This window comes from Streptomyces sp. NPDC001750 (assembly GCF_042892615.1).
In the GTDB taxonomy this organism is placed as follows: domain Bacteria; phylum Actinomycetota; class Actinomycetes; order Streptomycetales; family Streptomycetaceae; genus Streptomyces.
In genome coordinates, this window is record NZ_JBIAUE010000046.1 from 1 (window position 1) to 26,243 (window position 26,243).

17 protein-coding genes are annotated in these 26,243 nt (G+C 73.8%); 6 read left to right on the forward strand and 11 right to left on the reverse strand.

Annotated elements, in window-relative coordinates:
* Positions 1 to 90: 90 nt before the first annotated feature.
* From ACFYY6_RS35890 to ACFYY6_RS35905, 4 genes are read right to left on the reverse strand one after another with little or no spacing between them, the layout of a single operon-like run.
* Positions 91 to 696, reverse strand: a complete 606-nt coding sequence (locus ACFYY6_RS35890; RefSeq protein ID WP_351522243.1) for an ATP/GTP-binding protein — start codon at positions 694 to 696, stop codon at positions 91 to 93.
* On the reverse strand, positions 677 to 1,102 hold the full coding sequence (locus ACFYY6_RS35895) for a DUF742 domain-containing protein (RefSeq protein WP_351522245.1): 426 nt from the start codon (positions 1,100 to 1,102) through the stop codon (positions 677 to 679). The genes ACFYY6_RS35890 and ACFYY6_RS35895 overlap by 20 nt, the downstream gene beginning before the upstream one ends.
* 9 nt (positions 1,103 to 1,111) lie before the next feature.
* Complete coding sequence (locus ACFYY6_RS35900; protein WP_073790261.1) at positions 1,112 to 1,555, reverse strand: roadblock/LC7 domain-containing protein; 444 nt, start codon at positions 1,553 to 1,555, stop codon at positions 1,112 to 1,114.
* Complete coding sequence (locus ACFYY6_RS35905; RefSeq protein ID WP_389197407.1) at positions 1,552 to 4,485, reverse strand: nitrate- and nitrite sensing domain-containing protein; 2,934 nt, start codon at positions 4,483 to 4,485, stop codon at positions 1,552 to 1,554. Before ACFYY6_RS35905 ends, ACFYY6_RS35900 begins: the two co-directional genes overlap by 4 nt.
* 404 nt (positions 4,486 to 4,889) lie before the next feature.
* On the opposite strand from ACFYY6_RS35905, the gene ACFYY6_RS35910 reads away from it, so the two are divergent.
* Positions 4,890 to 5,369, forward strand: a complete 480-nt coding sequence (locus ACFYY6_RS35910) for a hypothetical protein (protein ID WP_386609492.1) — start codon at positions 4,890 to 4,892, stop codon at positions 5,367 to 5,369.
* Between the two features lie 93 nt (positions 5,370 to 5,462).
* Here ACFYY6_RS35910 and ACFYY6_RS35915 read toward each other — a convergent pair whose 3' ends face one another.
* The 6 genes from ACFYY6_RS35915 to ACFYY6_RS35940 form a co-directional block, all read right to left on the reverse strand.
* Positions 5,463 to 10,205, reverse strand: a complete 4,743-nt coding sequence (locus tag ACFYY6_RS35915; RefSeq protein ID WP_389197409.1) for a hypothetical protein — start codon at positions 10,203 to 10,205, stop codon at positions 5,463 to 5,465.
* A gap of 122 nt (positions 10,206 to 10,327) precedes the next feature.
* Positions 10,328 to 11,254: a hypothetical protein gene (locus ACFYY6_RS35920; protein ID WP_351632280.1), complete on the reverse strand. Its 927-nt coding sequence runs from the start codon at positions 11,252 to 11,254 to the stop codon at positions 10,328 to 10,330.
* 280 nt (positions 11,255 to 11,534) lie between these two features.
* The gene (locus ACFYY6_RS35925) at positions 11,535 to 13,061 is read right to left on the reverse strand and encodes a hypothetical protein (RefSeq protein ID WP_351522251.1); all 1,527 of its coding nucleotides are present in this window, start codon (positions 13,059 to 13,061) and stop codon (positions 11,535 to 11,537) included.
* 84 nt (positions 13,062 to 13,145) lie between these two features.
* Positions 13,146 to 16,841 carry a hydantoinase B/oxoprolinase family protein gene (locus ACFYY6_RS35930; protein ID WP_389197411.1) on the reverse strand — a complete coding sequence of 1,232 codons (3,696 nt, stop codon included), beginning with the start codon at positions 16,839 to 16,841 and terminating at the stop codon, positions 13,146 to 13,148.
* Between the two features lie 133 nt (positions 16,842 to 16,974).
* A complete protein-coding gene (locus ACFYY6_RS35935) occupies positions 16,975 to 18,393 on the reverse strand; it encodes a HEAT repeat domain-containing protein (protein ID WP_351522253.1) in 1,419 nt (472 codons plus the stop codon).
* Positions 18,394 to 18,611: 218 nt separating this feature from the next.
* Entirely contained in the window at positions 18,612 to 19,004 is a 393-nt protein-coding gene (locus ACFYY6_RS35940; protein WP_351522255.1) for an ankyrin repeat domain-containing protein, read from the reverse strand.
* A 446-nt stretch (positions 19,005 to 19,450) separates the two neighbouring features.
* On the opposite strand from ACFYY6_RS35940, the gene ACFYY6_RS35945 reads away from it, so the two are divergent.
* Both ACFYY6_RS35945 and ACFYY6_RS35950 read left to right on the forward strand, forming a co-directional pair.
* Positions 19,451 to 19,645: a hypothetical protein gene (locus ACFYY6_RS35945; RefSeq protein ID WP_351522257.1), complete on the forward strand. Its 195-nt coding sequence runs from the start codon at positions 19,451 to 19,453 to the stop codon at positions 19,643 to 19,645.
* Between the two features lie 43 nt (positions 19,646 to 19,688).
* Positions 19,689 to 21,350, forward strand: coding sequence for a hypothetical protein (locus tag ACFYY6_RS35950; RefSeq protein ID WP_388653464.1), 1,662 nt, complete (start codon positions 19,689 to 19,691; stop codon positions 21,348 to 21,350).
* Between the two features lie 115 nt (positions 21,351 to 21,465).
* On the opposite strand, the gene ACFYY6_RS35955 is transcribed toward ACFYY6_RS35950, so the two are convergent.
* Entirely contained in the window at positions 21,466 to 22,965 is a 1,500-nt protein-coding gene (locus tag ACFYY6_RS35955; RefSeq protein ID WP_351522261.1) for a PLP-dependent aminotransferase family protein, read from the reverse strand.
* Positions 22,966 to 23,111: 146 nt separating this feature from the next.
* Here ACFYY6_RS35955 and ACFYY6_RS35960 point away from each other — a divergent pair, with 146 nt between their 5' ends.
* The 3 genes from ACFYY6_RS35960 to ACFYY6_RS35970 are packed head-to-tail and all read left to right on the forward strand — an operon-like array spanning position 23,112 to position 26,090.
* On the forward strand, positions 23,112 to 23,897 hold the full coding sequence (locus ACFYY6_RS35960) for a YitT family protein (protein ID WP_389197413.1): 786 nt from the start codon (positions 23,112 to 23,114) through the stop codon (positions 23,895 to 23,897).
* Positions 23,894 to 24,658, forward strand: coding sequence for a glycerophosphodiester phosphodiesterase (locus tag ACFYY6_RS35965; protein WP_351522265.1), 765 nt, complete (start codon positions 23,894 to 23,896; stop codon positions 24,656 to 24,658). The genes ACFYY6_RS35960 and ACFYY6_RS35965 overlap by 4 nt, the downstream gene beginning before the upstream one ends.
* A gap of 46 nt (positions 24,659 to 24,704) precedes the next feature.
* Positions 24,705 to 26,090, forward strand: a complete 1,386-nt coding sequence (locus tag ACFYY6_RS35970) for an MFS transporter (protein ID WP_386609487.1) — start codon at positions 24,705 to 24,707, stop codon at positions 26,088 to 26,090.
* Positions 26,091 to 26,243 lie beyond the last annotated feature (153 nt).

Here is a 26,243-nt window from a genome sequence, read left to right on the forward strand (position 1 = left end):
CCCTCGTACTGGATGTACTTGGGATTTCGGCCGGTGCGGCGAGAGGGCGTGCCGGGCGTCGCGACGGGGCGAACGTTGCCTGATGCGGCACTAGGTCGTCGCGGGCTCGCGGGGGCGCTCCACCCGGTCCACCGCGTGCTCGACGACCGTCACCAGCACGTCCCGCGCGGAGGAGCGGTCCCGCGCGTCGCACATGAGCACCGGCACCTCGGGGTCGAGGTCGAGCGCCGCCCGAACGGTCGTGACGGGGAAGAGGTCGGCGCCCTCGAAGCAGTTCACGGCGACCACGAACGGGATCCGGCGCCGCTCGAAGTAGTCGACCGCCGCGAAACAGTCCTCCAGGCGTCTGGTGTCCGCGAGCACGACCGCCCCCAGCGCTCCCTGGGCCAGTTCGTCCCAGAGGAACCAGAACCGGTCCTGGCCGGGGGTGCCGAACAGGTACAGCACCAGGTCCTCGCGCAGGGTGATGCGGCCGAAGTCCATGGCCACCGTGGTGGTGGTCTTCGCCTCCACTCCCGCCACGTCGTCCACGGGACGGCCCGCCTCGCTGAGCCGTTCCTCCGTCCGCAGCGGCCGGATCTCGCTGACCGCGCCGACCAGAGTCGTCTTGCCCACCCCGAAGCCGCCCGCCACAAGGATTTTCAGGGTGACGGGATCGACGGGCCGCTTGCGGCGGCTAGAGCGCCCGAAGGCCATTGATCACCTCGCGAAGAATGCTCACGTCCGGCAGCTCGGCCGGCGGAACGGGACGGGTCACGTGCACGAGTTCGTCCTCGACGAGGTCCCCGACCAGGACCCGGACCACCCCCACGGGGAGGTCCAGGCCCGCCGCGAGCTCGGCGATCGACTGGGGCATGGCGCTGCACAGCTCGACGATCTCCACGTGTTCCGGGGAGAGCGTCTGGTCACGGACGGGGTCGTCGGCCGCGGGTTCGGGGACGACGACCGCGATCAGGTCGAGCCGATGACGGGAGGCGCTGCTGGTGCGCCCACGGGTCATCGCGTACGGGCGGACCACGGGTCCCGCCTCGGCGTCGTACCAGCGTGACGTCTGTGGGCCCGTGTGCGGTGCCGGGGATCCGGAGGAGGAATCAGCGCTCATGCCGTCCGCTCACCCCCCGGCGGTCTGACCGGTCGTCCGGGGCGCGTTGGCCAGGTGGGCGCCGACGCGCTTGACCATCAGCGTCATCTCGTACGCCACCAGGCCGACGTCGGAGTCGGCGTCGGCGAGCACGGCGAGGCAGCTGCCGTCGCCCGCCGCCGTGACGAAGAGGAACGCCTCGTCGAGTTCGACGACGGTCTGGCGGACCCCGCCGGCGTCGAAGTGGCGTCCGACGCCCTTGGCGAGGCTGTGGAAACCGGAGGCGACGGCCGCCAGGTGTTCGCTGTCCTCGCGGGTGAGTTCCTCGGACGTGCCGGTGGCGAGGCCGTCGCTGGAGAGCACCAGTGCCTTGCGGATGCTGGCGACGCGTCCGACGAGTTCGTCCAGGAGCCAGTTGAGCCGGCCGGAACCCCGGCGCTCGGTGGTGGTTGCTACGGCGTTCGGTGCGGTCATCGACCGTCCCCTTCGGAAGTGGTTCCTCGTGCTGTGTCACCGGGACTGGTCATGTCCTCGGCGTTCTGCCTGCGGCCGCGCTGCCAGCCGCGCTGGAGCGAGGCCATGCGGTCGCGCACCTCGTCCGCGTCGCGTTCGAAGTCCCGTGCCGGTCCCGTCCGGGCCGGTTCGGCGTCGCGGCCGCCGGTCACCTCGCGCAGTTGGGGGGCGAGGCTCGCCTGTCGGATGCGGCGGGGCAGACCGCCCACGGTCTCGCGGGGCGGTCGGGGGGCCGTCGCGCCCTCGCCGCCGGCCGCTGCGGCCGGGGCGGGCCCGGCGGATTTCCGGGGGCCCGCGGGCTCCCGGGGTCCGGCGGTGTCGTGCGGCGCGGCGGAATCGTCGGCCCCGGCCTCGGAGGGCCACGGTCCGGCGGCGGCCGGCCCGGTCGCGCCGTCGGTACCCGGGCTCCTGACGCCGGGTGCCCGGGCGACCGGTGCGTCGGTGACCGGGCCGCGGTCCCCGCCCCGGCGGGGCGAGGAACCGTGCTCGGCGGTGACGGGGTGGGCGCGCCCCTTCTCGTCGACCCGGCGCCCGTTGTCGGCGACCAGGGTCGGCGGTTTGCGGCGGGGCAGCGGCACAGGTCCGGCCGGGCGCCCCGCCCGCCCGGCGCCGACGGCGTCGCCGGGGCGTCCAGACGCCTGCCGGTGCGGTTCGCGGTCGCGCCCGAGGTCACGGGCACGGAAGATGCCGCCGCGCTCGCTGTCGGCGTCGTCGAGGTCGGCCGCTCCGCTCAGCACCGGATCGAGCAGGGGGTCGTTCGCCAGGTCCGCCGTCTCCACCGGGCCCTCGAGCTCGACCGGCCCGTCCAGCAGGACCGGGTCCGCGATGCCCGCGGGCACGGGTACGAGGCCCGGGGACCTTCCGGTGGCCCGGCGGTCCGGCGCCCCGTCCGACCGGTCCTTGCCGCCGCCCGGTCCCTGGCGGCCGGACGTCCTCGTGCCCGGGGCCGTCTGCTCGGAGCGCCGGTCGAGACGGAAGCCGGTGCCGTGCGTCTCGGGTGCGTCGGTGAGCAGCGCCCCCGGGATGAAGACGACCGCGGTCGTGCCCCCGTACGGGGAGGTCTGCAGCGAGACACGGACGTTCTGCCGCTGGGCGAGGCGGCTGACCACGAAGAGGCCGAGCCGGTCGGTGTCGGACAGCTCGAACTCGGGGGTCTCGGCGAGCCGCAGGTTCGCGTCGAGGAGCGCGTCGGGGGCCATGCCGAGGCCGCGGTCGTGGATCTCCAGCGTGAAGCCGTTGGAGACGCGTTCCCCCAGTACCTGGACCGCGGTGTGCGGGGGCGAGAACACGGTGGCGTTCTCCAGGAGCTCGGCGATCAGGTGGGTGAGGTCGGCCACGGCGGGGCCGCTCACACCGATGCGGGGCAGCCGGCGGACCTCGATCCGCTCGTAGTCCTCGACCTCGGCGACCGCCGCCCGTACCACGTCCATCAGCTGGATCGGTTTGCGCCACTGGCGGGACGGGGCGGCACCGGAGAGGATCACCAGGCCCTCGGCATGGCGGCGCATGCGCGTGGTCAGGTGGTCGAGGCGGAACAGGTCCGCGAGTTCGTCGGTGTCCTCGGTGCGGCGCTCCATGGCGTCCAGGAGCGTGAGCTGCCGGTGCAGCAGCACCTGGTTGCGGCGGGCGAGGTTGACGAAGACCTCGGAGACGCCGCGCCGCATGTCCGCCTGCTTGACGGCGGCTTCGACCGCGGCGCGCTGCAGGGTGTTGAGTGCCTGCCCGACCTGGCCGATCTCGTCCCGCTCGTACTGGAGACGCGGTGCCTCGGTCTCGACGTCGATCTGTTCGCCGGCCGCGAGCCGGCGCATCACGCTCGGCAGCCGGATTCCGGAGACCTCGTGGGCGTCCTTGCGCAGCCGGGAGAGGTCGCGGATGAGCTCGCGGCCGATGCGCACGGAGACGAACACCGAGGCCAGCAGGGCCAGGAAGCCGAGGACGCCGGCCACCCCGGCCTTGATCAGGACGCTGTAGCCCGCGGGCTTGCCCCGTTCCTGGAAGCGGTCGTTCATCTCGGTGGAGTCGGCGGCCAGTCGGTCCAGGACCGGTGTGGCCACCTCCTGCCAGCGCTCGGCGTCGACCACGCGCGGTTCGTCGGTGGGACCGGCGTCCAGGAGTGCCTTCTCGGCGGTTCGCAGCGCTTCGCTGTCCGGGCTCGACCAGTACCGCACCACCCGCTGGCGTTCCGCCGACGGGAGCATCTCGCCGTTGATCTCGTAGAGCAGTCCGCGGTTGGCGACGAGATCGGAGACCTGGCGCAGTTCGGTGGCGGTGATCCGCCCGGCGATGAGCGACGAGGCGACCAGCGCGTCTTCGCGGGAGAGCATTTCGCGGGCCCGTGAGATACCGACCAGCGCGCGGACCTGCTTGTCCATCGACACGTTCTCCATCGTGCGAAGACCGGTCAGGAAGCGGTGGCAGGGATCGACGAGTCGCCCGTAGAACTCCATCGCCTTCGAACGGTCGATGGTGCGCCGGTCGACCGATTCGCGGAGAGCGCCGAGGCCCTCGACCGTCCCGAGGAGGGAGTTCAGCCGGGTCTCGTCGTCCGCCCGCAGCGCGTCACGGACGTCCTCGCGTCCCGCGCTGTCCCTGACCTCCGTCAGGGCGCTGTCGGTGGCCTCCCGTTGGCGCCGCAGCAGGGTCAGCCCGTCGGAGGTCCTGGGATCGGCGAGGAGGACGAGTGTCTGACGGCGCTCCTCCTGGAGGGCGCGGACGGTGTTCTCCAGAGGATGGCCGACCCTTTCCACGACGGTGCTCGCGCGCATGAGATGGCCGGCTTCACGTCCTGTCAGGAACGTGGCGAAACCCCAGAGTCCGGTGAGCGAGAGGAGGGGCACCAGCAGCAGTGCCACGATCTTCCTGCGGATGGACTTCCCGCGAAAGCGCACGGCCTCCCCCAGCCCGACCCCACGGGGCGAGGGGTCGTGTTCCGTCAACAAACGGCGCGAGCCTACTACCGACGGGGAGGCAACTCGAAGGGATGTCTGGGATGTTTTTCAGCCGCGACCCCGGCGTTGATCACAAGTTCTCCCGGTATTCCGGACCGTGAATTTCGCGAAAGCGGCAGAAGAGCCCCGTCGGGGCATCACACTGTCGGGGAGGGCAGTTGGCTGGAAATCTTCGCTCGATGACGGATCGGGGGAATTTTCCCACCCTGTCACTCGTCTCCCTGTACGGGGCAGGGGAAACAACGGGAGCACTCGGGACAGGACGGTCCGTTCCACCCGCGGGTAGAGACATGCATCCCGGGCAGAAACCCTGAAGTCGGACATCGGTGGGGAGTTGAGAGTTCTTGGATACGGAAGAACGCCGGGGCCGGGGGCCGTCGGCGCCGGCCGCGAGAACGGCCTCGGCAGCCGCTCCCGGCGCGCCGATCCCGCGTCAGCGACGGCAGCTCTGGGTGGAGGAGCCGGCCACCCGTTGGCGGATGCCGGACCCCGTCCGCACGTCCGCCGTGCGTGCCGTGCTCATCATGTCATTGACGATCATCCAGGCCGTGGTGGCCTTCCTGTGCACGCTTGCGGAGTCCTGGCTGGCCTTCCCGATGGTGCTGAGCAGTGTGGCCAGCACGGTGGTCGCGACCTGGGCGGTGCTGGACGTCTGGGTCACCCGACAGGTATGGAACCAGCGCCACGGCGTGGTGTCCGCGCCGAGCAGTTCGGCACGGCAGCTGCGCCGTGAGCGCCGCGGCGCGCGCCGGGCCGCACGGGCTGCCCGGCGGGAGGAGGCGCGCATACGCCGCCGGGGCACGGGCGACCTCTCGCGGGCCTGACCGTCCCGTCCGCCCGATCGCCCGGGCCGTCCGGTCCGCGGGGTCGAACGGCCCGGCGGACCGGGCGGCCCCGTGACCCCGGACGCCTGGGGCCTACGCGCCGGCCGAGGCCGCGGTCCGGGCGGTGTCGGCCGGTGTCGTGGCGGTGCTGCGCTTGAACATGCGGGTGGCCGTGATCTCGCCGTGCACCGCCTCCCCGTTCGGATCCGGCTGCGGCAACCCCGGGCGCAGATGCTCCTCCACGCTGATGTACTTCAGTCCCGCCCGCAGGTCCGCGTCGTTGCGCAACCGGATGACCAGCGGGAACTCGGCGAGCGCCGTGGTGTCGAACAGCCCGGTGGTGTAGAGCAGCTGCACACCGAGCGCGTCGGACACCGCGCGCTGGAGCTCCAGCAGATACGTGGCGTTGGCGCGGCCGATGGGATTGTCCAGGAACAGCGTGCCGGCGTGCCGGTGCTGGATCCGGTCCTGGCCCCGGTCGTTGCTGCGCAGGGCGGCCATCGTGCAGTACAGCGCGATGGCGGCGGTGAGCAGCTGCCCGCCGGAGAACACGTCGCCCATCTGCCCGACCGGGACCCGTTCGGCCCGCAGCACCGCGTCCGGCTTGAGGATCTCCACGGCGACGCCCCTGGGCTCCAGCGCCGCCTGCACCCCGCGCAGCAGGAGGGACATGCCGTCCCTGCGTAGGTCGGAGTTCTTCCTGAGCGCGGCGCGGGTGGCCTCGTCGACGACCTCGCCGAGCCGTTCGGTGAGGGTCGCCTGGTCGGGTTCCTCGAAACGGATCCGGAGGAACTCCTGGCCCGACCACTCCCCCAGCCCCTCGGGGAGCCGGGAGAGGCGCTGGGCGGAACGGAGCGTGGTCAACGAGGACTCCACGAGTCCGCGCAGCCGGTCCACGATGGAGTCGCGGTTGCGCTCCAGTTGGGTCAGCTCGTCGGTGAGGACACGGAGCCTCGGGGCGAAGGCGGCGGCCCACTTCTCCGCGTGCTCGGGCAGCGCCGCGGCCGGCAGCTCCCGGATCTGCTGACGGGCGGGGGTGCGGACCTGCTCGTACCGGGTGGAGTTGGCGTGCCGGACGAGGACGTCGCTCGCCTCCCGGACCGCGCTCTCGGCGGCCGACAGGTCGGCGGCGCAGCCGCGCAACGATCGGCGTGCCTCGGTGGCCGACCGCCGTGCCTCGTCGAGGCCGCCGGGGTACGGCTCGGGGGCCTCGGGGTCGTCCTCCGCGCCGTGGTCCCGCAGCAGGTCGCGCAGGAGCGCCGCGGTCTCGTCGAAGCCGCCCGCCGACTCCTCGGCGATGCGGTGTGCGTGCAGCAGTTCGGCGTGGGCGGCGCGGGCGGTGTCCAGCGTGGCGGTGGCGGACGCCAGTTCGGCCGTGGCGATGCGCAGGAGGATCTGGGCCTGATCGGCGTCGGTGGGGACCAGTTCGGGGGAGAGTTCGGTGTGGTGGGGCTCGCCGTCGGCCGGGGCCAGGCGCTCGGCCTCGCCGCGCAGTCGGCCGAGCTGCTCGCTCGCGGCGGAGGCCCGGGTCTCCAGGGTCTGGACCAGGGATTCGGCGCGGGCGGCGGCGGCCTGCCGGGACGGGCCGTCGGCGCCGTCGGTGCCTTCGAGGAGCTGGGCGGCCCGGGTGCGGACCTTGTTGGTGAGCCGGTCGAGCTCGGCGAGGGCGGCGCTCTCGTCGCCCTCCGCGCGGGCCTGTTCGGCGCGCAGGTCGGCCCCGACACCCACCTTCTCGTACAGCTGCGACGCGGCCCGGTACGCCTCCCGCAGCGCGGGGAGGGCGGGGCGCGGGGCGTCGTCCTCCGGTTCCGGGAGGTGCTCGGGGGCGCCCGCGATCTCGGCGCGCTCGGCACGCAGCGCGCGGGCCGTGCGCCGGGTGTCGTCGGCGGCGCGCTGGGCGGCCCTGCGGTCCTCGTCGGCGGCGCGGGCCCGTTCCAGGCAGACCGTGGCGCGAGCCTCCGACTCGGCGGCCTCGTCGGTGAGTTCGCGCAGCTTCGCCTGCCAAGAGGCGCGTTCGCGGAGCCGGTGCGCGAGTCCCGCGAGGGCGTCGGCGGCGCGGCGGGCGCGCTGGGCGGCCTCCTGGCGTTCGTCGCGCACGCGGGCGGTGTCCGCGGCGGCCTCGTCTGCCTCGGCGCGCACGGTGCGGGCCTCGGCGAGCCCGGCCTCCGCGGTCTCGGCGGCGGTGCGGGCGGTTTCCGCGGCCTCGACGAGCTCGGCGAGCATGCCGGGCGGGCAGTCGGCGCGCCAGGAGCCGATGCGGGCGGCGAGGGAGCGGTCGGCGCCGAGACGGGCGGCGAGGGAGCGGATGTCCTCGTCCCGGGCGGCGGCCCTGGCCCTGAGAGCCTGCCGTTCCTCGTCGGCCGCGTGTTCGTCGTGCATCGCCGGGTTCGGCGGGACGAGGAACACGCCTTCCGTGTCCGCGGTGGAGCCGCGGGCGGGGACCGGGGCGAGCAGCGCGGCGGCGGTGCCCACGGCGACGGCGGAGCGAGGCAGCAGGGCGGCGGCGCTCAGGACCTCGCGGGCGCGGGCGTGCGAGTCGGGGTCGGTGATGACGACGCCGTCGACGAGTTCGGGCCGGGCGGCGAGCACGGACGCGTGGTCGGCGGGGTCGACGGCCTGGGCGAGATAGCGCCAGCCGGGCAGAGCCGGGATGCCGTGCTCGCCGAGGTACTCGACGGTGGCCAGGACGTCGGGGCCGGGCGGCAGCAGTCCGCCGTCGCCGAGCGCGCCGAGGATCCGGGCGTCGTCGGCGGCGGCGGTGCGCAGGTCGAACAGGCGCCGCTCGGCGGAGGCGATGGACTGGTCGAGCAGTTCCCGCAACTGGTCGGCGCCGCGGTCGAACTCCTCGACGGTGAGGGGCTGTTCATGGTCGGCGGACTGATCGGTGCCGTGCGGTCCGCGGGCCGTGCGGTCCGCCGTGCCCGCTTGGCCGTTGTCCGGCCCGCCTCCGTCCGGGTCCCGCCGGGGACCGGGGACTCCGGTGTCCCGCACGGCGGGCAGGCCCAGCAGTTCCGCCAGGCGGGGGGACGCGGCGATGGACTCGGCGGCCCTGCGCTCGGCCTCGTAGGACTGTTCCGCGGCGCGCGCGGCGTCGGCGGCGCGCGCCGCGGCCAGTTCGGCCCGGCTCTCGGCCGCCGCGGCCTCCCTGGCCCGTTCGGACGCCGAGCGGGCGGCTTCCCTGGCCGTGTCCCAGGCGGCGACGGCCGACTTCTCGGCGTCGCTGGCGGCGAGGGCGGCGCGCGCGGGGTCGGCGTCCGGCGCGGTGTCGTCGAGCCAGCCCGCCCGTACCGCCTCGGCCGTCTCCTGCTCGACCTCGGCGAGGCGCTGGCGCAGGTGTCCGGCTTCGCTGCGGGCCCGCTGGGCCTCGGTCGCGGCGATGGTGGCATCGCGGTGGGCGGTCTCGCCCGCGGCCTGAAGGGCGTCCGAGCGGGCCTCCTCCTCGTTGGCCAGCGACTCTCCCGCCTCGGCCGCGGTGTGCAGGGCCCGTACGAGATCGGCGGCGGCCCGGGCGCGGGCGGCGAGCGCGGGTGCGGCGTCCCGCTCGGCCTCACGGATGGCCGCGGCGACACGGGCGGAACGGTCGGCGGCGGCGCGGTGGCGCAGGACGGCCTCGGCGGCCTGCCAGGCGGAGTGCAGGGTGCGGGCGTCGCCGAGTTCGCGGCGCTGGGCGGCCGCGCCCTTCTCCGCCGCGGTCAGCGCCAGGGAGGCGTGCCGGTAGGCCAGTTCGGCGGCGATGAGGGCGCTGCGGCCGCGGGCCTCCTCGGCGGTGGTGACGGTGTGGGCGGCGGAGGTCACCTGCTGGGCCAGTTCGGCGGCGCGGCCGCGTTCCTCTCCGGCGCGGGCGGAGAGCCTGCGGGCGAGCGTGCGGGTGCGGCGTTCGGCGCCCGCGTGGATGTCGCGGGCGCGGGCGCGGGACTCGGTGGCCTCCACGATCCGTCCGAGCAGATCGACCGAGCCCGCCGTGAAGTCGCGCTCGGCGGTCAGCTCGGCCCGGCGGCCGAGCTTGTTGCCGAAGCCGCTCACCAGATCGGCGAGGCCGTCCGTGTCCCGGGTGTCGGTGACGGCCCGCAGCAGCAGGTCGGTGAAGTCGGAGTCCTTCTTGACCGCGAAGAGTCCCGCCGCCTCGCCCTCGTCGGCGTTCATCTCGCGCTGGTAGCGGAAGAGTTCGGGGTCCAGGCCGAGGTCCCCGAGGTGTTCGTTCCACCGGTCGTGGATCTCCTCCCAGTGCACGTCGAGGTGCTGGTAGAACTTGCCCGCCTCCGTCAGGGCGTCGCGGAAGCCCTTCATCGTGCGTCGCCGGCCCTTCGCGCCGGAGGCGCCCTCGGCGGGGCGGTGCACGGTGGTGGACTCGGCGACCGGCAGGGAGTCCAGGCTGAGGCCGGGCCCGGGGCGGAAGGAGTACCAGGCCTCGGCGAACTTCCGCGGGTCGTTGGAGACCTGGCGCCCGCGCCACTCGCTGACCTTGCCGACCACCACGCATGCGCCGGTGAGGGTGTGCTGCCATTCGAGGGCGACATGGCCGCAGTCGTCCGCGAGCAGGAACTTGCGCAGTACACCGGAGCTGGCACCGCCGAGGGTGTTGCGGTGGCCGGGCAGCATCACCGAGAAGATCAGCTTCAGCAGCACCGACTTGCCGCCGCCGTTCTCCAGGAACAGCACCCCGGCGGGGGCGGGTCGGCGCGGCGGGCCGACCGGCTCCTCCTCGAAGAACTCCGCCTGGGCCGGGGCGGGCGCGGGCACGGGATCGCCCACTCCGCGCAGGTCGAGCACGGTGTCGGCGTAGCGCGCGCCGGCCGGCCCGATGGAGTAGAGGCGGACCCGGGACAGCTCGTACATTTCGGCGGACTCTCGTCGTTCAGGGAGCGGGAGGGGTTATCGGGAGAAAACGGGGTTTCGGGGAACGGGTGGGACGTCCGGCGGCGGGGCCGACGGTGCGTACCGGTGGCGACGTGTGCCGGTCAGGCGTGGAAGGGCAGTCCGGCGTCGGCGGCCAGCTCCAGGTCGTCCCCCTCGGGCGGCGGCAGCAGCGTCGCCGTTCCGTCGGTGACCGGTACGACGCCGAGTTCCAGGAGCTCGGCCATGGCGGCGCCGCCGGCCATGTCGCGGACCTGGAGCTGGTAGCGGGCGGTGGTGCGGAAGGCGCCTCCGGCGTCGTCGCCCGTGCGCTGGAGGAATCCGGAATCTGTGAGGAAGGCGACCGCCTTGCCGACGATGCCGGTCGTGGAGCCGGCCAGTCTGCGGGCGTCCTTGGTGGCTCCGGTGGCGCTGCGCCGGGCATAGATCCGCCAGGCCGCCTCCAGTCCGGGGGCGTCGGTGGCCGGGTCGGTGTTGTCGCCGTGCTCCTCGGCGCGTTCCTCCAGGCGGCGGCACGCCTGGCGGACGAACGCGTCGACTCCGTTGACGGTGATCCGGCCGATGTACGCGTCGTCGGCGAGGTCCTCGGGACGGGGGAAGGCCATCGCCGCGACGGCGAGGTGGGCGAGCCCGTGCAGGAAGCGGTCGGCGGAGTCGGACGAGGCGCGGCGGGCGTAGTCGCCCATGCGGACGGCGAAGACGGAGTCCTCACCGGCGGTGACGGCCATTCCGGCGCGCGGGGACACCTCCAGCACGACGAGGCCGAGGCCGGTCGCGACGGCGTCGGCGAGGCGGGCGAAGCCGGTCTCCTCCCGGTAGCGGCGGAGGAGGTCGGCGTAGGCGAGGTCGCGGGCGGGCAACAGCTTGGGCTGGAGACCGAAGGCGACGAGCCGGGCCGCGTCGGCGGCGTCGGCCGGGGTGAGGGTGGCGGGCGCGGGGGTGGCCGGTGCGGCCGGGGCCGTGCTCTCGGCGGCGTACGCGGCGGTCGGCTCGGTCCACGCGTCGGCGTGCTGTGCGTGGTGGTCGCTCACGACGGTCGCTCCTCGTTGCGGTGACTCTGGGGACTCTTCGGTACGGGTCGGGCGGTGCGTGGTTTCGCGGCGTCCCACCCGGGCGGTGCGGTCCGTGCGCCCGGATCCCGTCCGGCCGGCGGGCGGGTCGCGTCCGCTGCGGTCGGTACCGCGCCCGGCGCGGGGTGCACGGCCGGGGCGTACGCCTCTCCCCGGGGCCGGGCGGCGTCGGGGCGGGGTCCGCGGCCGGTGCGCCCGGGGCGGGCCGTCGCCGTCCCTACCGGTGCGCAGGGGGCGCCGGTCATGACGCCTCCGAGCGGTCCGCGGCCATTCCGGCCGCGTCGAGGAGGGCCGTGCCCACTATCAGGTCCGCGCCGCCGAACTCCTGGTCGTCCAGCGGTGTGCCGTCGTCGACGGAGAACAACAGGCGTTCCTCGCCCTGCCGGTAGGCGGTGCCGACGGGCGGGCTCGCGGCGTGCACCGCGAGCAGGGCGACCAGGTAGGGCAGATCGGGGTCGCGGCGCCGGGCCTCCGCGAGGAGACCGGACAGCCGGCGCGGCGCGTCGTGCTCCAGGTCGAGCAGTTCCATGGCGTTCGCGAGCTGTTCCTCGCTGAACCTGCTGTCGTCCGGGGTGGCGATCAGGTCGGGTTCCGGCATCTCGGCGCCCAGATGCTCCCGCTCCTGGGGCGGGGTGAGCAGCATCCCGACGAGGTCGTCCACCCGGACCGCCACGGGTGTGCGCAGCCCGGTGCCGTGGGCGAAGAACGCGTCCGTGACCCTGATCGCCCGTTCGACGGGGAGCGTCAGCAGCGGCGCGACCAGCTGGCCGTACAGATCGAGGCCGGTGCGGACGGCGGGTGTGGCGAACGCCTGCCGGTCCTGCTCGGCGCGGAACAGCGGCCCGGCCTCCAGGAGGCGGGACTGGAGCTGGGTGTGACGGCGGATGCAGTCCTTCACTATGTCGACGAGTTCGGCGGCGCGGCGCTTGTGCTCGAGGTCCTCGGCCTCGTCGCGCGCGCGGCGGATGTTGGTGAGGATCGCGTTCTCGTGGCGGTAGCGGTCGGCGACGTGGTCGAGCGCCTCGGCGATCATGTCGGGGACGGCGTTGAGCCAGTCGACCGCGCGGACGTTGCGCCGGGTCGCCTCCAGCGTCTTGCGGAGGGTCTCCGCGTACTGCACGGTGCGGTAGCGGGCCTGTTCGGCGGCGAGCTGGGCGTCGGCGAGACGGCCCCGGCTGATGAGGACCTCCAGCTTCACCTCGGCGGCGATCTGGGCGCTGGTGACGTCCGTGTCGAGGGCTCCGACCAGGACGTTGACCGCTTCGTCCGTGGTGCGGAGGTAGACGGTGCCGCCGTGCCCGGGAACCTCCTCGACGAGTTTGAAGTCGTAGTCGCGGCGGACGTACAGGCCGTCGGCCCCGAACGTGCCGTACACGGCGCGGAATCCGCGGTCGACGCTGCCGACGTTGATCAGGTTCTCCAGCACCCAGCGGGCGACCCGCTCGTGCTCGGCGGCCGGGCGGTCGGGGGCCTGGGCGGCGACGCGGGGAAGGAGCCTGGCCACTATCTGGTCGTGGTCGGCGCCCGTGTCGAAGTCCATGTTGAGGGTGACGAGGTCGATCGCGGCGAGCGCGATCTCCGCCATCGCGTAGACCGTGTACTCGCCGGCCAGATTCGCCTTGCGTGCGTCCAGGTCGTGCAGCGGCGCCGTGCAGGCGAGTGCGCGCAGCCGCCGCGCGAGCCCCTCGTCGGCGGCCGGACCCGGGGCGGGCCGCGGCCCCGCGCCGGGGCGGGACGCGGCGTTGTCCGTGTTGGCAGGCGAAGTCACGGTGCACAGATTAGGTCCTCGCACTGACAGCGGTCGAAACGACGCAGACGCGCCCCGTCTCCTGCGCGGCGGACGCTGGTGGTGTCAGGGCCGGTCCCGGGGCGGCCCGTCGCCGCACCGGTCGCTGTCCTCGGGGCGGGTGCGGCCCGCGGAAGCGCCGGGACGCGGTTCCGGCGTGCCGTACCCGCCGCCGCCCGGCGTACGGATCACCAGGACGTCCCCGCTTTCCAGCTCCGCCGTGTCGCAGCCGCGCAGCGGGGTGACCGTCCGGCCGTCCGCGCGCTCGACGTGCTGTTCGCCCAGGGCGCCGGCTTCGCCGCCTGCCATGCCGTACGGCGGGACCCTGCGGTGCCCGGACAGCAGGGCCACGGTGACGGGTTCGAGGAAGCGGATGCGCCGTTCCACGCCGTTGCCGCCGTGCCGGCGTCCTCGGCCCCCACTGCCGTCCCGCACCCGGAAGTCCTCCAGCAGCACGGGGTAGCGCCATTCGAGGATCTCGGGGTCGGTGAGGCGTGAGTTGGTCATGTGGGTCTGGACGGCGTCGGCGCCGTCGAAGTCCTCACCGGCGCCGGAGCCGCTGGCCACGGTCTCGTAGTACTGCACGCGTTCGTTGCCGAAGGTGAGGTTGTTCATGGTGCCCGAGCCCTCGGCCTGGACGCCGAGGGCGGCGTACAGGGCGCCGGTGACGGCCTGGGACGTCTCCACGTTCCCCGCGACGGTGGCCGCCGGGTGGACGGGGGCCAGCATGGACCCCTCCGGGATCCTGACCTCCAGGGGTTCGAGGCAGCCGCTGTTGAGCGGGATGTCGTCGGCGACCAGGGTCCTGAAGACGTACAGGACGGCGGCCATGACCACGGATCTCGGGGCGTTGAAGTTTCCCGGCTGCTGGGGCGAGGTGCCGGTGAAGTCGACGACGGCGCTGCGGGCGGTCCGGTCCACGGTGAGGGCGACCTCGATGACCGCCCCGTTGTCGGTCTCGTACCGGTAGTGGCCGTCGCGCAGTCCGGCGATGATCCGGCGGACGGACTCCTCGGCGTTGTCCTTCACGTGCCGCATGTACGCGGCGACGGTCTCGGGCCCGAACCGGTCGACCATGCGCCGCAGTTCCGCGATGCCCTTCTCGTTCGCGGCGATCTGTGCACGGAGGTCGGCGAGGTTGGTGTCCGGGTCGCGGGAGGGGTGGGCGGCGGTGGTGAGCAGTTCGCGCGTCTCCGTCTCGCGGAACCGGCCGTCGCGCACCAGCAGCCAGTTGTCGAACAGCACGCCCTCCTCGTCGACCGTGCGGCTGAAGGCGGGCATGGAGCCGGGCGTGATGCCGCCGATCTCGGCGTGGTGGCCGCGCGAGGCGACCAGGAAGCGGAGTTCGCGGCCGTCGGTCCCGGTCGCGTCGAACACGGGCGTCACGACGGTCACGTCGGGCAGGTGCGTGCCGCCGTGGTACGGGTCGTTGATGGCGTACACGTCGCCGGGCCGCATCGTGTCCGTGTTGCGGCGCAGCACCTCCTTGATGGACTCCCCCATGGAGCCGAGGTGGACGGGGATGTGCGGGGCGTTGGCGATCAGGTCGCCGTCCGCGTCGAAGAGTGCGCAGGAGAAGTCGAGCCGTTCCTTGATGTTGACGGAGTGGGCGGTGTTCTCCAGGCGCACGCCCATCTGTTCGGCGATGGACATGAAGAGGTTGTTGAAGATCTCCAGCATCACGGGGTCGACTCGGGTCCCGACGGCCGTGCGGTCCGGGCGCGGGCGTGCCCGGGTCAGCAGTAGATGGCCGGTATCGGCGAGGACGGCCCGCCAGCCGGGGTCGACGACGGTGGTGGCGTCCGCCTCGGCGATGACGGCGGGGCCGGTGACGGTGTCGCCGGTGCGCAGGTCCTCGCGCCGGTGGAGCGGGGTGTCCTGCCAACGGCCCTCGGCGAACATCCGCACGGTGTCGTACGGCCGCGGTGGCTCTCCCGGGCGGGCGGCGCGTCCGGCCGGGCGGGGGCGGTGCCTGCCCGACGTTCCGGTCGCCTCGACCGACACCGCCTCGACGACGAGGGGCTTGTCCATGGTGAACCCGTAGCGTGCGCGGTGCCGGGCGGTGAACGCCCCGGTCATGGCGGGGACGTCGTCCAGATCGACGGGCAGGCTCGCGTCCGTGCCGGCGTAGCGCAGGAGCACCCGGGCGCGGGTGCCGATCGCGTCGTCGGGGATGCCGTCGGCGCGCAGTTCGGCGCGGGTTCGCCGGGCGAGGGCGTCGCAGAGCGCGCCGGCCTCGGTGCGGGTCGCCTCGTCGAGTTCGGCCTCGACGGACTGTTCGCGCATCGCGGTGGCGTCGGCGAGGCCGATGCCGTACGCCGACAGCACCCCGGCCAGCGGCGGTACGAGGACCGTGTCGACGCCCAGGGCGTCGGCGACGGCGCAGACATGCTGGCCCCCGGCGCCGCCGAACCCGGTCAGGGCGTAGCGGGTGATGTCGTGGCCGCGCTCCACGGAGATCTTCTTGACCGCGTTCGCCATGCTGAGCACGGCGATCTCCAGGTACCCGGCGGCGACCTCGGCGGCCGTGGGCCGCGTCGAGGTGGCCTGCGCCACCTCCTCGGCGAGTGCTTCGAAGCGGCCGCGGACGAGGTCCGCGTCGAGCGGGAGGTCGCCGTCGGGTCCGAAGACGGCCGGGAAGTGCGCGGGCTGGATCCGGCCGAGCATCACGTTGGCGTCGGTGACGGTCAGCGGGCCGCCGCGCCGGTAGCAGGCGGGGCCGGGGGCGGCGCCCGCCGAATCGGGGCCGACGCGTTGGCGCCGGCCGTCGAAGTGCAGGATCGAGCCGCCGCCGGCCGCGACGGTGTGGATGTTCATCATGGGGGCGCGCATGCGCACTCCGGCGACCCGGGTGCCGAGTTCGCGTTCGAACTCGCCGGCGTAGTGCGACACGTCGGTGGAGGTGCCGCCCATGTCGAAGCCGATGACCCGTTCGTGTCCGGCCTGTTCGGAGGTACGGGCCATGCCGACCACGCCACCGGCGGGTCCGGAGAGCACCGCGTCCTTCCCCCGGAAGTGGGAGGCCTCCCGCAGCCCGCCGTTGGACTGCATGAACATCAGCCGGATGCCGGGGAGTTCGGCGGCGATGCCGTCGACGTAGCGGCGCAGCACGGGTGAGAGGTAGGCGTCGACGACGGTGGTGTCGCCGCGCGGTACGAGCTTGATCAGCGGGCTCACCTCGTGCGAGCAGCTGACCTGGGTGAAGCCCGCGGCGCGGGCCTCGGCGGCCACGGCGTTCTCGTGTTCGGGGTGGCGGTAGCCGTGCATGAGGACGACGGCCGCGCTGCGCAGTCCGTCGGCGCGGGCGGCGCGCAGCCGCTCGGCCACGGCGGCCCGGTCCAGCGGTGTCACGACCCGGCCGCGGGCGTCGATGCGTTCGGGGACCTCGATCACCCGGTCGTACACGGCCTCGGGCAGCAGGATGCGGCGGTCGAAGAGCCGGGGGCGGTTCTGGTAGGCGATGCGCAGGGCGTCCCGGAAGCCGCGCGTGATGACGAGGACGGTCGGCTCGCCGCGCCGCTCCAGCAGAGCGTTGGTGGCGACCGTGGTGCCCATCCGGACCGTGCCGACCCGGTCGGCGGGGACCGGGTCGGTGGGGCCGAGGCCCAGGATGGCCCGGATGCCGGCCACGGCGGCGTCGCGGTAGCGGTCCGGGTCGTGGGAGAGCAGTTTGCGGGTGACGAGGCGCCCGTCGGGGTCGCGGGCCACGACGTCGGTGAACGTTCCGCCACGGTCGATCCAGAAGTCCCAGCGTCCGGTCATTCCCCCATACTGGCGCGCGGCGCGGGCGGCCGACAGGGCGGCGCGGCGGGCCGTGCGGCGCGGCGCCCGTACCGAGGAGCCCGCCCCGCGCGGTGCGGAGGGTTCCCGGTACGGGCGGTGGCGGCCGTCCGGGTCAGGCCGTGGGAGCGTCGGGGCCGATCCTGCTGCGTACCGCCGTCTGCACCTCGGCCTCCTCGGCCGGGTCGGCGGCGAGCCTGCGCAGCCGCTCGGCGACCCTGAGGTCGCCGGTCTCGGCGTGCAGCGCGGCGAGTTCGCGGGTGGTCTCCTCGCAGTCCCACAGGCATTCGACGGCGAATCCGGTGGCGAAGGAGGGGTCGGTGGCGGCCAGGGCGCGGGCCGCCCGGCCGCGCAGGTGCGAGGAGGACGTCTCGCGGTAGACGTGGCGCAGTACGGGTGCGGCACAGGCGATGCCCAGTCGGCCGACGCCGTCGACGAGGGTCCACAGGCGCGGGGCGTCCGGGCCCTCGCCACGGACCGCTTCCCGGAGCGCGCCGAGGACCAGGGGGGCGTCCTGCGCCCCGCCACGGCAGGCGAGGACTCCGGCCGCGGACGCGCCCAGGGCGTCCGGTCGGCGGGCCCAGCGCCTGGCGCGTTCCACGGCCGCGCCGCCGCACATCCGCTCGAAGGCGGCGACGGCCGCGTCGGCGACGGTGCGCGAGGGGTCGTCGGCGGCGCGTTCGATCAGGTCGAGGGCGGCCGGATCGGCGGCCTCGGCCAGGTAGTGCAGGGCGGCGCAGCGGGCGGCCTCCGGGCCGTCGGCTGCGGCGTCGAGGATCGTGGGGCGGTCCTCCGGTCCGGCGACGGCGGTGAGGCAGCGGGCGGCCGGGACGTGCAGTGCGCTGCCGCGTTCGAATCCTTGCTGGGCCCAGTCGAGGACGGCGCGGACGCTCCAGCCGGGGCGTGGTCCGCCGGGCCGCAGCTGGCGCTGCCAGCGGTCGAAGGAGCCCCGTTCGGAGGCGGCCCTGATTCTGGCACCGATCTCGTCGCGCGGGTCGTCGGCCCACAGCCGCCAGGGACGCGGCTCGAAGGCGTCGCGTACGGCGGCGGCCAGCTCGGCGTCGCCCTCCTCGGTGGCCGGGAAGCGGCCGAGCACGGGTTCGGCCAGGGCGCGGAGCCCGGCGTCGTCGTCGCGCAGCGCGAGCTCGTCGAGCGCCCAGGCCCAGTTGGCGCCGGTCGCGGCGTAGCGCCGGAGCAGGGCCAGGGCGTCGTCGCGTCCGTACGAGGCGAGGTGGCCGAGCACGGCGAGGGCCAGCCCGGTGCGCGCGTCGTCGGTGTCGAGGTGGTCCTCGGGGTCGCACAGGTGCCGCTCGATCTCCTCGACGCCGCCGTCGAGGTCGAGGTACAGACGTGCGTAGTACAGGGAGCGGTTCTCCACCTGCCAGTCGTGGCGGGGGTCGCTCAGGACGCAGTGGTTGAGAGCCGCCAGGGCCTCGGGGCGCGGTGCGGCGAGCGCGTGGAGTGTGCCGTCGCCACGGCCTCTCTGCAGCAGGCCGAGCAGAGTGCCGCTCGGCGCTATGAACGGATCAAACATGGGAGGGCCTCACATCAAGCTGTCGACGCAACCGGGACTGTGCAGTTCCAAGTGCCTGATGGGGCACTACGCCGCGCAGCAACATGATCGTCCGACCGCCGTCTTCCGCTTGGTGTAGAGCATCTTCCTCTGCCTCTCGTCGTCGGCCCTGAGCGGGCCCGCGACGTCATGATGACCCAGCCATTTCGCCACCGCGACCACATTTACGGCGTACCCCGTCAGCGGGTGCCGAAGAGTTCCAGCAGGTCGGACTTGCCGAACATGCGTGCGGTGTCCACGGCGGAGGGGGTCCCGGCGGCCGGATCGGCCCCTGCCGCGAGCAGCGCCTCGATCACCTCGTTCTCACCCTTGAAGACGGCTCCCGCGAGCGGCGTCTGGCCGCGGTCGTTGGCCCGGTCCGGGTCGGCGCCGCGCCGGACGAGGGCGGTGACCGCGGCGGCGTGCCCGTGGTAGGCGGCGAGCATCAGCAGCGAATCGCCCCGGTCGTTGGTGAGGTCGGCGGGCACACCCGCGTCGACGTAGGCGGCGAGGGTGTCGGTCTCGCCCCGGCGGGCCAGGTCGAACATCTTCGTCGCCAGCTCGATCACCTCGGGATCGGGGGTTTCGCTCATCGTTCGGACCGCCTTCCATGAACCGCTTGCACCGCTGTTGACCTGCTGTGGCGTGCGCCGGGGGCGCACGAGTGAACCGACAGAGTACTGCCCGTGCGGGCGGATGGCCCGGCCCGTGCGCGAGGGTGTGATCCCGCCCCCGCACATACCCCGGATCGCATGGGCCACACGGGTCTCTCCCCCGCGTCCACGACCCCGCCCGGACGGACGGCGCGCGGTGCCGGTCCCCCTGGCGGCGGGCGGATGCCGGCGACGCCCGGTGACCATGTCCCGGCGATCCTGGCAATCCCGGCAATCCCGGCCACGGACGCCCCGGCCACACCCCGGGTCGACCATTCGGGTGAAAATACTGACTTTTCACCCGAATGCGACTTTCATCACATAGATACTTCCGGTGAATCTGGAAGGACTCATGGTGACCGTCCCACCGAACCAGGAGAGCTCCCATGACCCTGTCCATGTCAGGCGTCGTCATTCTCGGCATCATCGTCTTCCTCTTCTTCAGGAAGGACGGCCTCAAGGCGTCGCACGCCCTCGTCACCGCCCTGTTCGGCTTCTATCTGGCGGGCACCGCCATCGCACCGAGCATCACCGCGGGGGGCGCGAGCCTCGCCAGCCTCCTGGGCGGGATCAAGTTCTGACCCTCCGCGACCGCTTCCACCCCCTCAGGCTCAGGAGACCGACGTGGCCCGGCGACCACTCCCCCGCATCCTCAGCAGCGGCAGCGTCTCGCTCACCCGCGGCCGCGAGTTCGCGCGCACGGCCACCGACAACGCCACGGACGTCCTCCAGCCGCTGATCACGGTCACCCGTGGCCTGCGGCTGCTGGTCGGCGCCGCCCGGCGCAGATGGGCCTCGACGCCCAAGGACAAGCGCGGTCCCGTGCTGTTCACCGTCGCGGTCTGCGTGTTCGGGCTCGCGGTCCTCCCGTACGGATCCGTCATCGCCCTGGTCTCGGTGATGGGCGCCGCCGCCTGGGCGGGGCGGGAGCGGACACCCGTGCGGACCGGGCCGGACGAGACGGAGACGGCACGGCTGCGTTCCCTGTACGAGGCACTCGTGCCGTACTTCTCCGTGGCCGACGACCCCGCCCCCCTCTACGCGCACGGCGGCGACTGGCAGAAGGTCCTGGGGGACCACGCGTTCGACGGCGACGGCCGTCCGACACGGCTGCGGATCTCGTACCCCGCCTACTTCACCGACGGCGAGGCCGCCGCCCGCGCCCGGATCGAGGAACTGCTGCACGCCAAGTCGGGACGCGGACGCGAGTACCGCTTCGACTGGGACGAGGAGGGCAACCAGCTCGTGATGAGCGTGCTCGACGCCCTTCCCACCACGATCGGCGCCCAGCGTTTCGTCACCGCGCCCGGCGAGACGGTGCTCGGGTTCACCGACGGCGACGCGGTCCCGCGCACGGTCCCCGTGAGGGACGGGGACACCACCAGGGACGCGCCCGCGGTCGTCTGGCGGACCGGCGCCCATTCCACCGAACCGCACCTGCTCGTCGTCGGGCAGCCCGGCAGCGGCGTCACGACCCTGCTGCGCTCCGTCGCGCTCCAGGCGCTCCAGCACGGCGACGTCCTGGTCGTCGAGGGCAACGGGACGGGCGAGTACGCCTGCCTGGCCGGACGCGACGGCGTGCTGGCCGTGGAGTGCGGCCCGGCGGGCGCCCTGACGACCCTGGAGTGGGCGGCCAACGAGACCGAGCGGCGGCTGATCACCGCGAACCGCGCCCGACAGGCCGGCCACCCCGTGCCCGACGACGTCCGGCGTCCGCTCTGGATCCTGCTGGACCGGCCGGGCGTCCTCGGCCATCTGGCGGCCACCGACGGCCGGCCCGATCCCCGGGACCTGCTCCAGTTGCCGCTGCGGCACGGCAGGGCGGCCAACGTCACGGTGGTCCTGGCCGACCAGCTCGACGACCTGGACGGCCTCGGCGAGACCGTGCGGGCCCACACCCGGGCCCGCGTCGTGCTCGGCCGCTGCTCCCGCGACCAGATCGCGTCGGTGCTGGGCGCCCAGCCGCACACCACCCCGGCACCGGACGTCCCGCCCGGCCGGGGGTACGCGCGCCTGGGCACCGGCCCGGTGCTGCGCCTCCAGGTCCCGGCCACGCCCGATCCGTACGACGAGGCGACCGGCGAGAGCCGGCGGCAGGCGGTCCTCGGACTGCTGCCCGCCCTGCGGGAGGCGGCCGAACCCGCCGGGGCGGCCGTCGCCGAGCCCGCCGGTACGGCCGTCCCGATCGACACGGCCCCGCCCGTCGCAGCGGCCGTCCCGGACTCGGCGGCACCATCCGGCCCGACCGCCGCCCTGGCCGGCGACGGCGCGAGGGCGCATGGCTGAGCGGCGCCGTCCCGTGGACCGACGGGCGGTGACGACGGGCCCACCCGCCCTGGGCCGCCCCCTGCTCCGGCACCGGGGCGCCGCGCACGACGGGCGCCCGTGGCCGCCCCGGCCCTCAGGCCACGAACGTCCGCGGCGTCTCGGTCTCCCCGGCCGCCCCCGAGTCCACCAGACGCGCCGCCGCCGCCAGCCGCGCCGCCGCCTCGTCCGCGACCGGACCCGACACCGTGAACGGCAGCCGCACATACCCCTCGAAGGCGCCGTCGACCCCGAACCGGGGCCCGGACGGCACGCGCACCCCGACCCTTTCCCCGGCCACCGCCAGCCGGGAGCCGGAGAGCCCTCCGGTGCGCACCCACAGGGTCAGCCCGCCGCCCGGCACCGAGAACTCCCAGTCGGGCAGCTCCCGGCGGACCGCGGCGACCAGCGAGTCCCGGTTCTCCCGTGCCTGTTCGCGCCGCAGCCCCACCGCCTGCTCCCAGCCGCCCGTGCGCATCAGCCAGTTGACGGCCAGCTGCTCCAGGACGGGGGTGCCCATGTCAGCGTAGGCACGGGCGGCCACCAGGCTGCGGATCACGTCCGGCGCGGCGCGCACCCAGCCGATCCGCATGCCGGCCCAGAACGCCTTGCTCGCCGATCCGACGGTGAGCACGGTGGAGCCCGCCGGATCGAAGGCGCACACCCGGCGCGGCATCCGTACGCCCGGGTCGAGGTACAGCTCGTTCATGGTCTCGTCGACGACCAGGACCGTGCCGGCGGAACGGGCCGCGTCCACCAGGGCGCGGCGCCGGTCCTCGTCGGCCAGCGCGCCGGTGGGATTGTGGAAGTCGGCGACGACGTAGGCGAGGCGCGGCGCCGCCTCGCGCAGCACCTGCCGCCAGCGGTTCATGTCCCAGCCGCGGAGCCCCTCCTCCATCGCCACCGGTACCAGCCGGGCGCCCGCCTCCCGCATCAGTTGCAGGATGTTGGCGTAGCTCGGGGACTCCACCGCGATCCGTTCCCCGCGCCCCGCGAAGAGGTGGCAGATGGCGTCGATCGCGCCCATCGCCCCGGTGGTGACCATGATCTGCTCGGGCATGGTCGGGATGCCGAGACCGGTGTAGCGGTCGGCGATCATCTGCCGCAGCGCGGGCAGGCCCGCCGGGTAGTCGCCGTGGGTGTGGGCGTACGGCGGCAGCTCCTCCAGGGCGCCCTGGACCGCGCGGGTCAGCCACGGCTCGGGGGCGGGCAGCGAGGCGCAGCCCAGGTCGATCATCGAGCCGAGCGATTCCGGGGGCAGCGGTTCCAGGCCGCGGGCGGGCAGCGGGTTGCCGGCCGGCACGGCGGTCCAGCTGCCGGCCCCGCGACGGGATTCCAGGAATCCCTCGGTGCGCAGCGCCTCGTACGCGGCGGCGACAGTGGTCCGGCTGACGGACAGCGCGAGCGCCAGTTCGCGTTCGGCGGGGAGCCGGGCGGCCACCGGCACCCGGCCCTCCAGCACGAGCAGACGCACCCCGTCGGCCAGCGCGCGGTAGGCGGGCGGCTTGCGCGCGCCCGGCCCGGCGGGCCGGGTGTGCTGGGCCTGGAGCTGCCGGGCGAGCTGCGCCGCACCGACCGCCGAAGTCCATTGCGCCATGAAAGTCAGTCCACCTTCCTCGGATTGGCCATAGTTGGTGGCCGAACCCCTGCCACAGAGTGACATGCGGCAATCCACTTCCACCACTCCAGGGGGCACCCTTGTCCGTCACCTCCGTCCCTCGCGGGGGGCGCCTCGCCCGAAGGATGGTCCAGCTCTACGTCGGTCTCGCGCTGTACGGGGCGAGTTCGGCGCTCCTGGTCCGCGCCGGTCTCGGTCTCGAACCGTGGGGGGTGCTGCACCAGGGGCTCTCGGAGCGCAGCGGGCTCTCCATCGGAGTCGTGTCGATCGTCGTCGGCGCCGTCGTGCTGCTGCTGTGGATACCGATCAGGCAGCGCCCCGGTCTCGGCACCGTCTCCAACGTCTTCGTCGTCGGCATCGCCATGGACGGCACGCTCGCGCTCGTGCCCGCCGTGCACGGCGTCACGACCCGGATCGCACTGATGGCCGCGGGGGTGGTGCTCAACGGGGTCGCGACCGGCCTGTACATAGCGGCGCGGTTCGGCCCGGGTCCGCGCGACGGGCTCATGACCGGTCTGCACCGGTGCACCGGCCGCTCGATCCGGCTCGTCCGCACCCTGATCGAGGTAGCGGTGGTGGTGACCGGTTTCGCGCTGGGCGGCTCCCTCGGTGTCGGCACCGTCGTCTACGCCCTCGCCATCGGCCCGCTCGCCCAGTTCTTCCTCCGCCTCTTCGCGGTCGGCGGGGAGCCGACCGACGAGGGCTCGTCCGGGAGCGGGCCCGCGGCCGGTGCCGACGGGCCGGCGGGCAAGGACGAAAGGACGGTCGGGGACGGACCGAGGGGCGGGAAGACATCGGTGCCCGGGGAGGCGTCGGTGCCCGCCCGCGGCCGGTCCGTCGCGTCCGGGTCGCCCGCCCGCGGCACCCGTGTCGCCGGCCGGACACCCCGACGGGCCATACTGCCGCGGTGACCTCCGTACGCCATCCCTACCTGGACCACCCCACGACGATCCCCTTCGCCCACCGGGGCGGCGCCGCCGACGGGATCGAGAACACCACGGCCGCGTTCCGCCGCGCCGCCGACGCCGGGTACCGCTACTTCGAGACCGATGTGCACACCACGGCGGACGGCCGGCTGGTGGCCTTCCACGACACGACCCTGGACCGGGTCACGGACGGCCGGGGCCGGATAGCCGGGCTGCCGTGGAGCGAGGTGCGGCGGGCCAGGGTGGCCGGGCGTGAGCCGCTGCCGCTGTTCGAGGAGCTTCTGGAGACGTTTCCGCAGGCGCGCTGGAACGTCGACATCAAGGCCGAATCCGCGCTGGTCCCGCTGGTCGAGCTGATCCGCCGGACGAACTCCTGGGACCGGGTGTGCGTGGGTTCGTTCTCCGAGGCGCGGGTGGCCCGGGCCCACCGTCTCGCGGGTCCCCGGCTGGCCACGTCCTACGGCGTGCGCGGGGTGCTGGGTCTGCGACTGCGCTCCCTCGGCATACCGGCGGCGCTGCGTTCCGGCGCGGTGTGCGCGCAGGTGCCGGAGAGCCAGAACGGGATCAGGGTCGTCGACCGGCGCTTCGTGCGCGAGGCCCACGCCCGCGGGCTCCAGGTGCACGTGTGGACGGTGAACGAGCCCGAGCGGATGGCCGCACTCCTCGATCTCGGCGTGGATGGCATCATGACCGATCACATCGAGACGCTGCGCACGGTGCTGAGCGACCGCGGGGCCTGGGCCTGACGCCGCTCGTGCGCGCGGCTCACGGGGAGAGACGAGGGGGAACGGCTTGAGCGCCGAAGCCACGGACACCACCGGGCCGGTGGAAGGCGCGTCGGGGCGCGACGACGCCGCGGACCGCATACGCGAACAACGCGGCTGGTATTTCTACGACTTCGCCTGTTCCGTCTATTCGACGAGCGTCCTGACGGTGTTCCTCGGCCCGTACCTGACGTCGGTGGCGAAGGCGGCGGCCGACGCCGACGGTTTCGTGCACCCGCTCGGCATACCGGTGCGCGCCGGATCGCTCTTCGCCTACGCGGTCTCGGTGTCCGTCGTGGTCGCGGTGATCGCGATGCCGGTCGCGGGCGCCGCGGCGGACCGCACGGGCCGCAAGAAGCCGCTGCTCGCGGCCGCCGCCTACGTGGGGGCCGCCGCCACGACCGGCATGTTCTTCCTGGAGGGCCACCGCTATCTGCTGGGCGCGTTCCTGCTCATCGTGGCGAACGCGGCGTTCTCGGTGTCGATGGTCCTCTACAACGCCTATCTGCCGCAGATCTCCGAACCGGACGAACGGGACGCGGTCTCTTCGCGCGGCTGGGCGTTCGGCTACACCTCGGGGGCGTTCGTCCTGGTCCTCGACCTGGTGCTGTACACGGCCCACGACTCGTTCGGGCTCTCCGAGGGGGACGCGGTACGGATCTGCCTCGCGTCGGCCGGCGTCTGGTGGGGCGTCTTCACCCTGGTCCCGCTGCGGCGGCTGCGCGACCGCCGGACGCCCCGGAGCGGCGCCGGACCGGGCGCGGGGGCGGCAGCCCCGGGGTGGCGGCAGCTGGTCGCGACGCTGCGCGACATGCGCCGCCATCCGCTGACGCTCTCCTTCCTGCTGGCGTACCTGGTCTACAACGACGGCGTGCAGACGGTGATCTCCCAGGCGTCGGTGTACGGATCCGAGGAGCTGGGGCTCGACCAGACGACGCTGATCACGGCCGTGCTGCTGGTTCAGGTGCTCGCGGTGGCGGGGGCACTGGGGATGGGCCGGCTGGCACGGCGTTACGGCGCGAAGCGCACGATCCTCGGCTCGCTCGTCGTCTGGACCCTGATCCTGCTCGCCGGCTACGTCCTGCCCGCGGACGCGCCGCTCTTCTTCTACGTGCTGGCCTCGGCGATCGGCATGGTGCTCGGCGGCAGCCAGGCGCTGTCGCGCTCCCTGTTCTCGCATCTGGTGCCGGAGGGCAAGGAGGCCGAGTACTTCTCCGCATACGAGATGAGCGACCGCGGACTGAGCTGGCTGGGGCCGCTGGTGTTCGGTCTTGCATATCAGCTGACCGGAAGCTATCGAGATGCGATCATGTCACTGGTGATCTTTTTCGTGATCGGTTCCGTACTGCTCGCGAGGGTGCCGATTCGCCGGGCCGTGGCGGCCGCGGGGAACCCTGTCCCGGAACGGATTTAGACGTTGAAGTGAAAGGCCGGTAGTGTACGCCTTTGGCCCGCCCGGAGGACCGTTACTGCGAGTGGAAGAAGCAAAACCGTTGGGTGACAACTTCCGCCAGATGTGACAAACCGGGCATTGGCGGGTACCCCAACCCTGAAGAAGCAGCGGCAC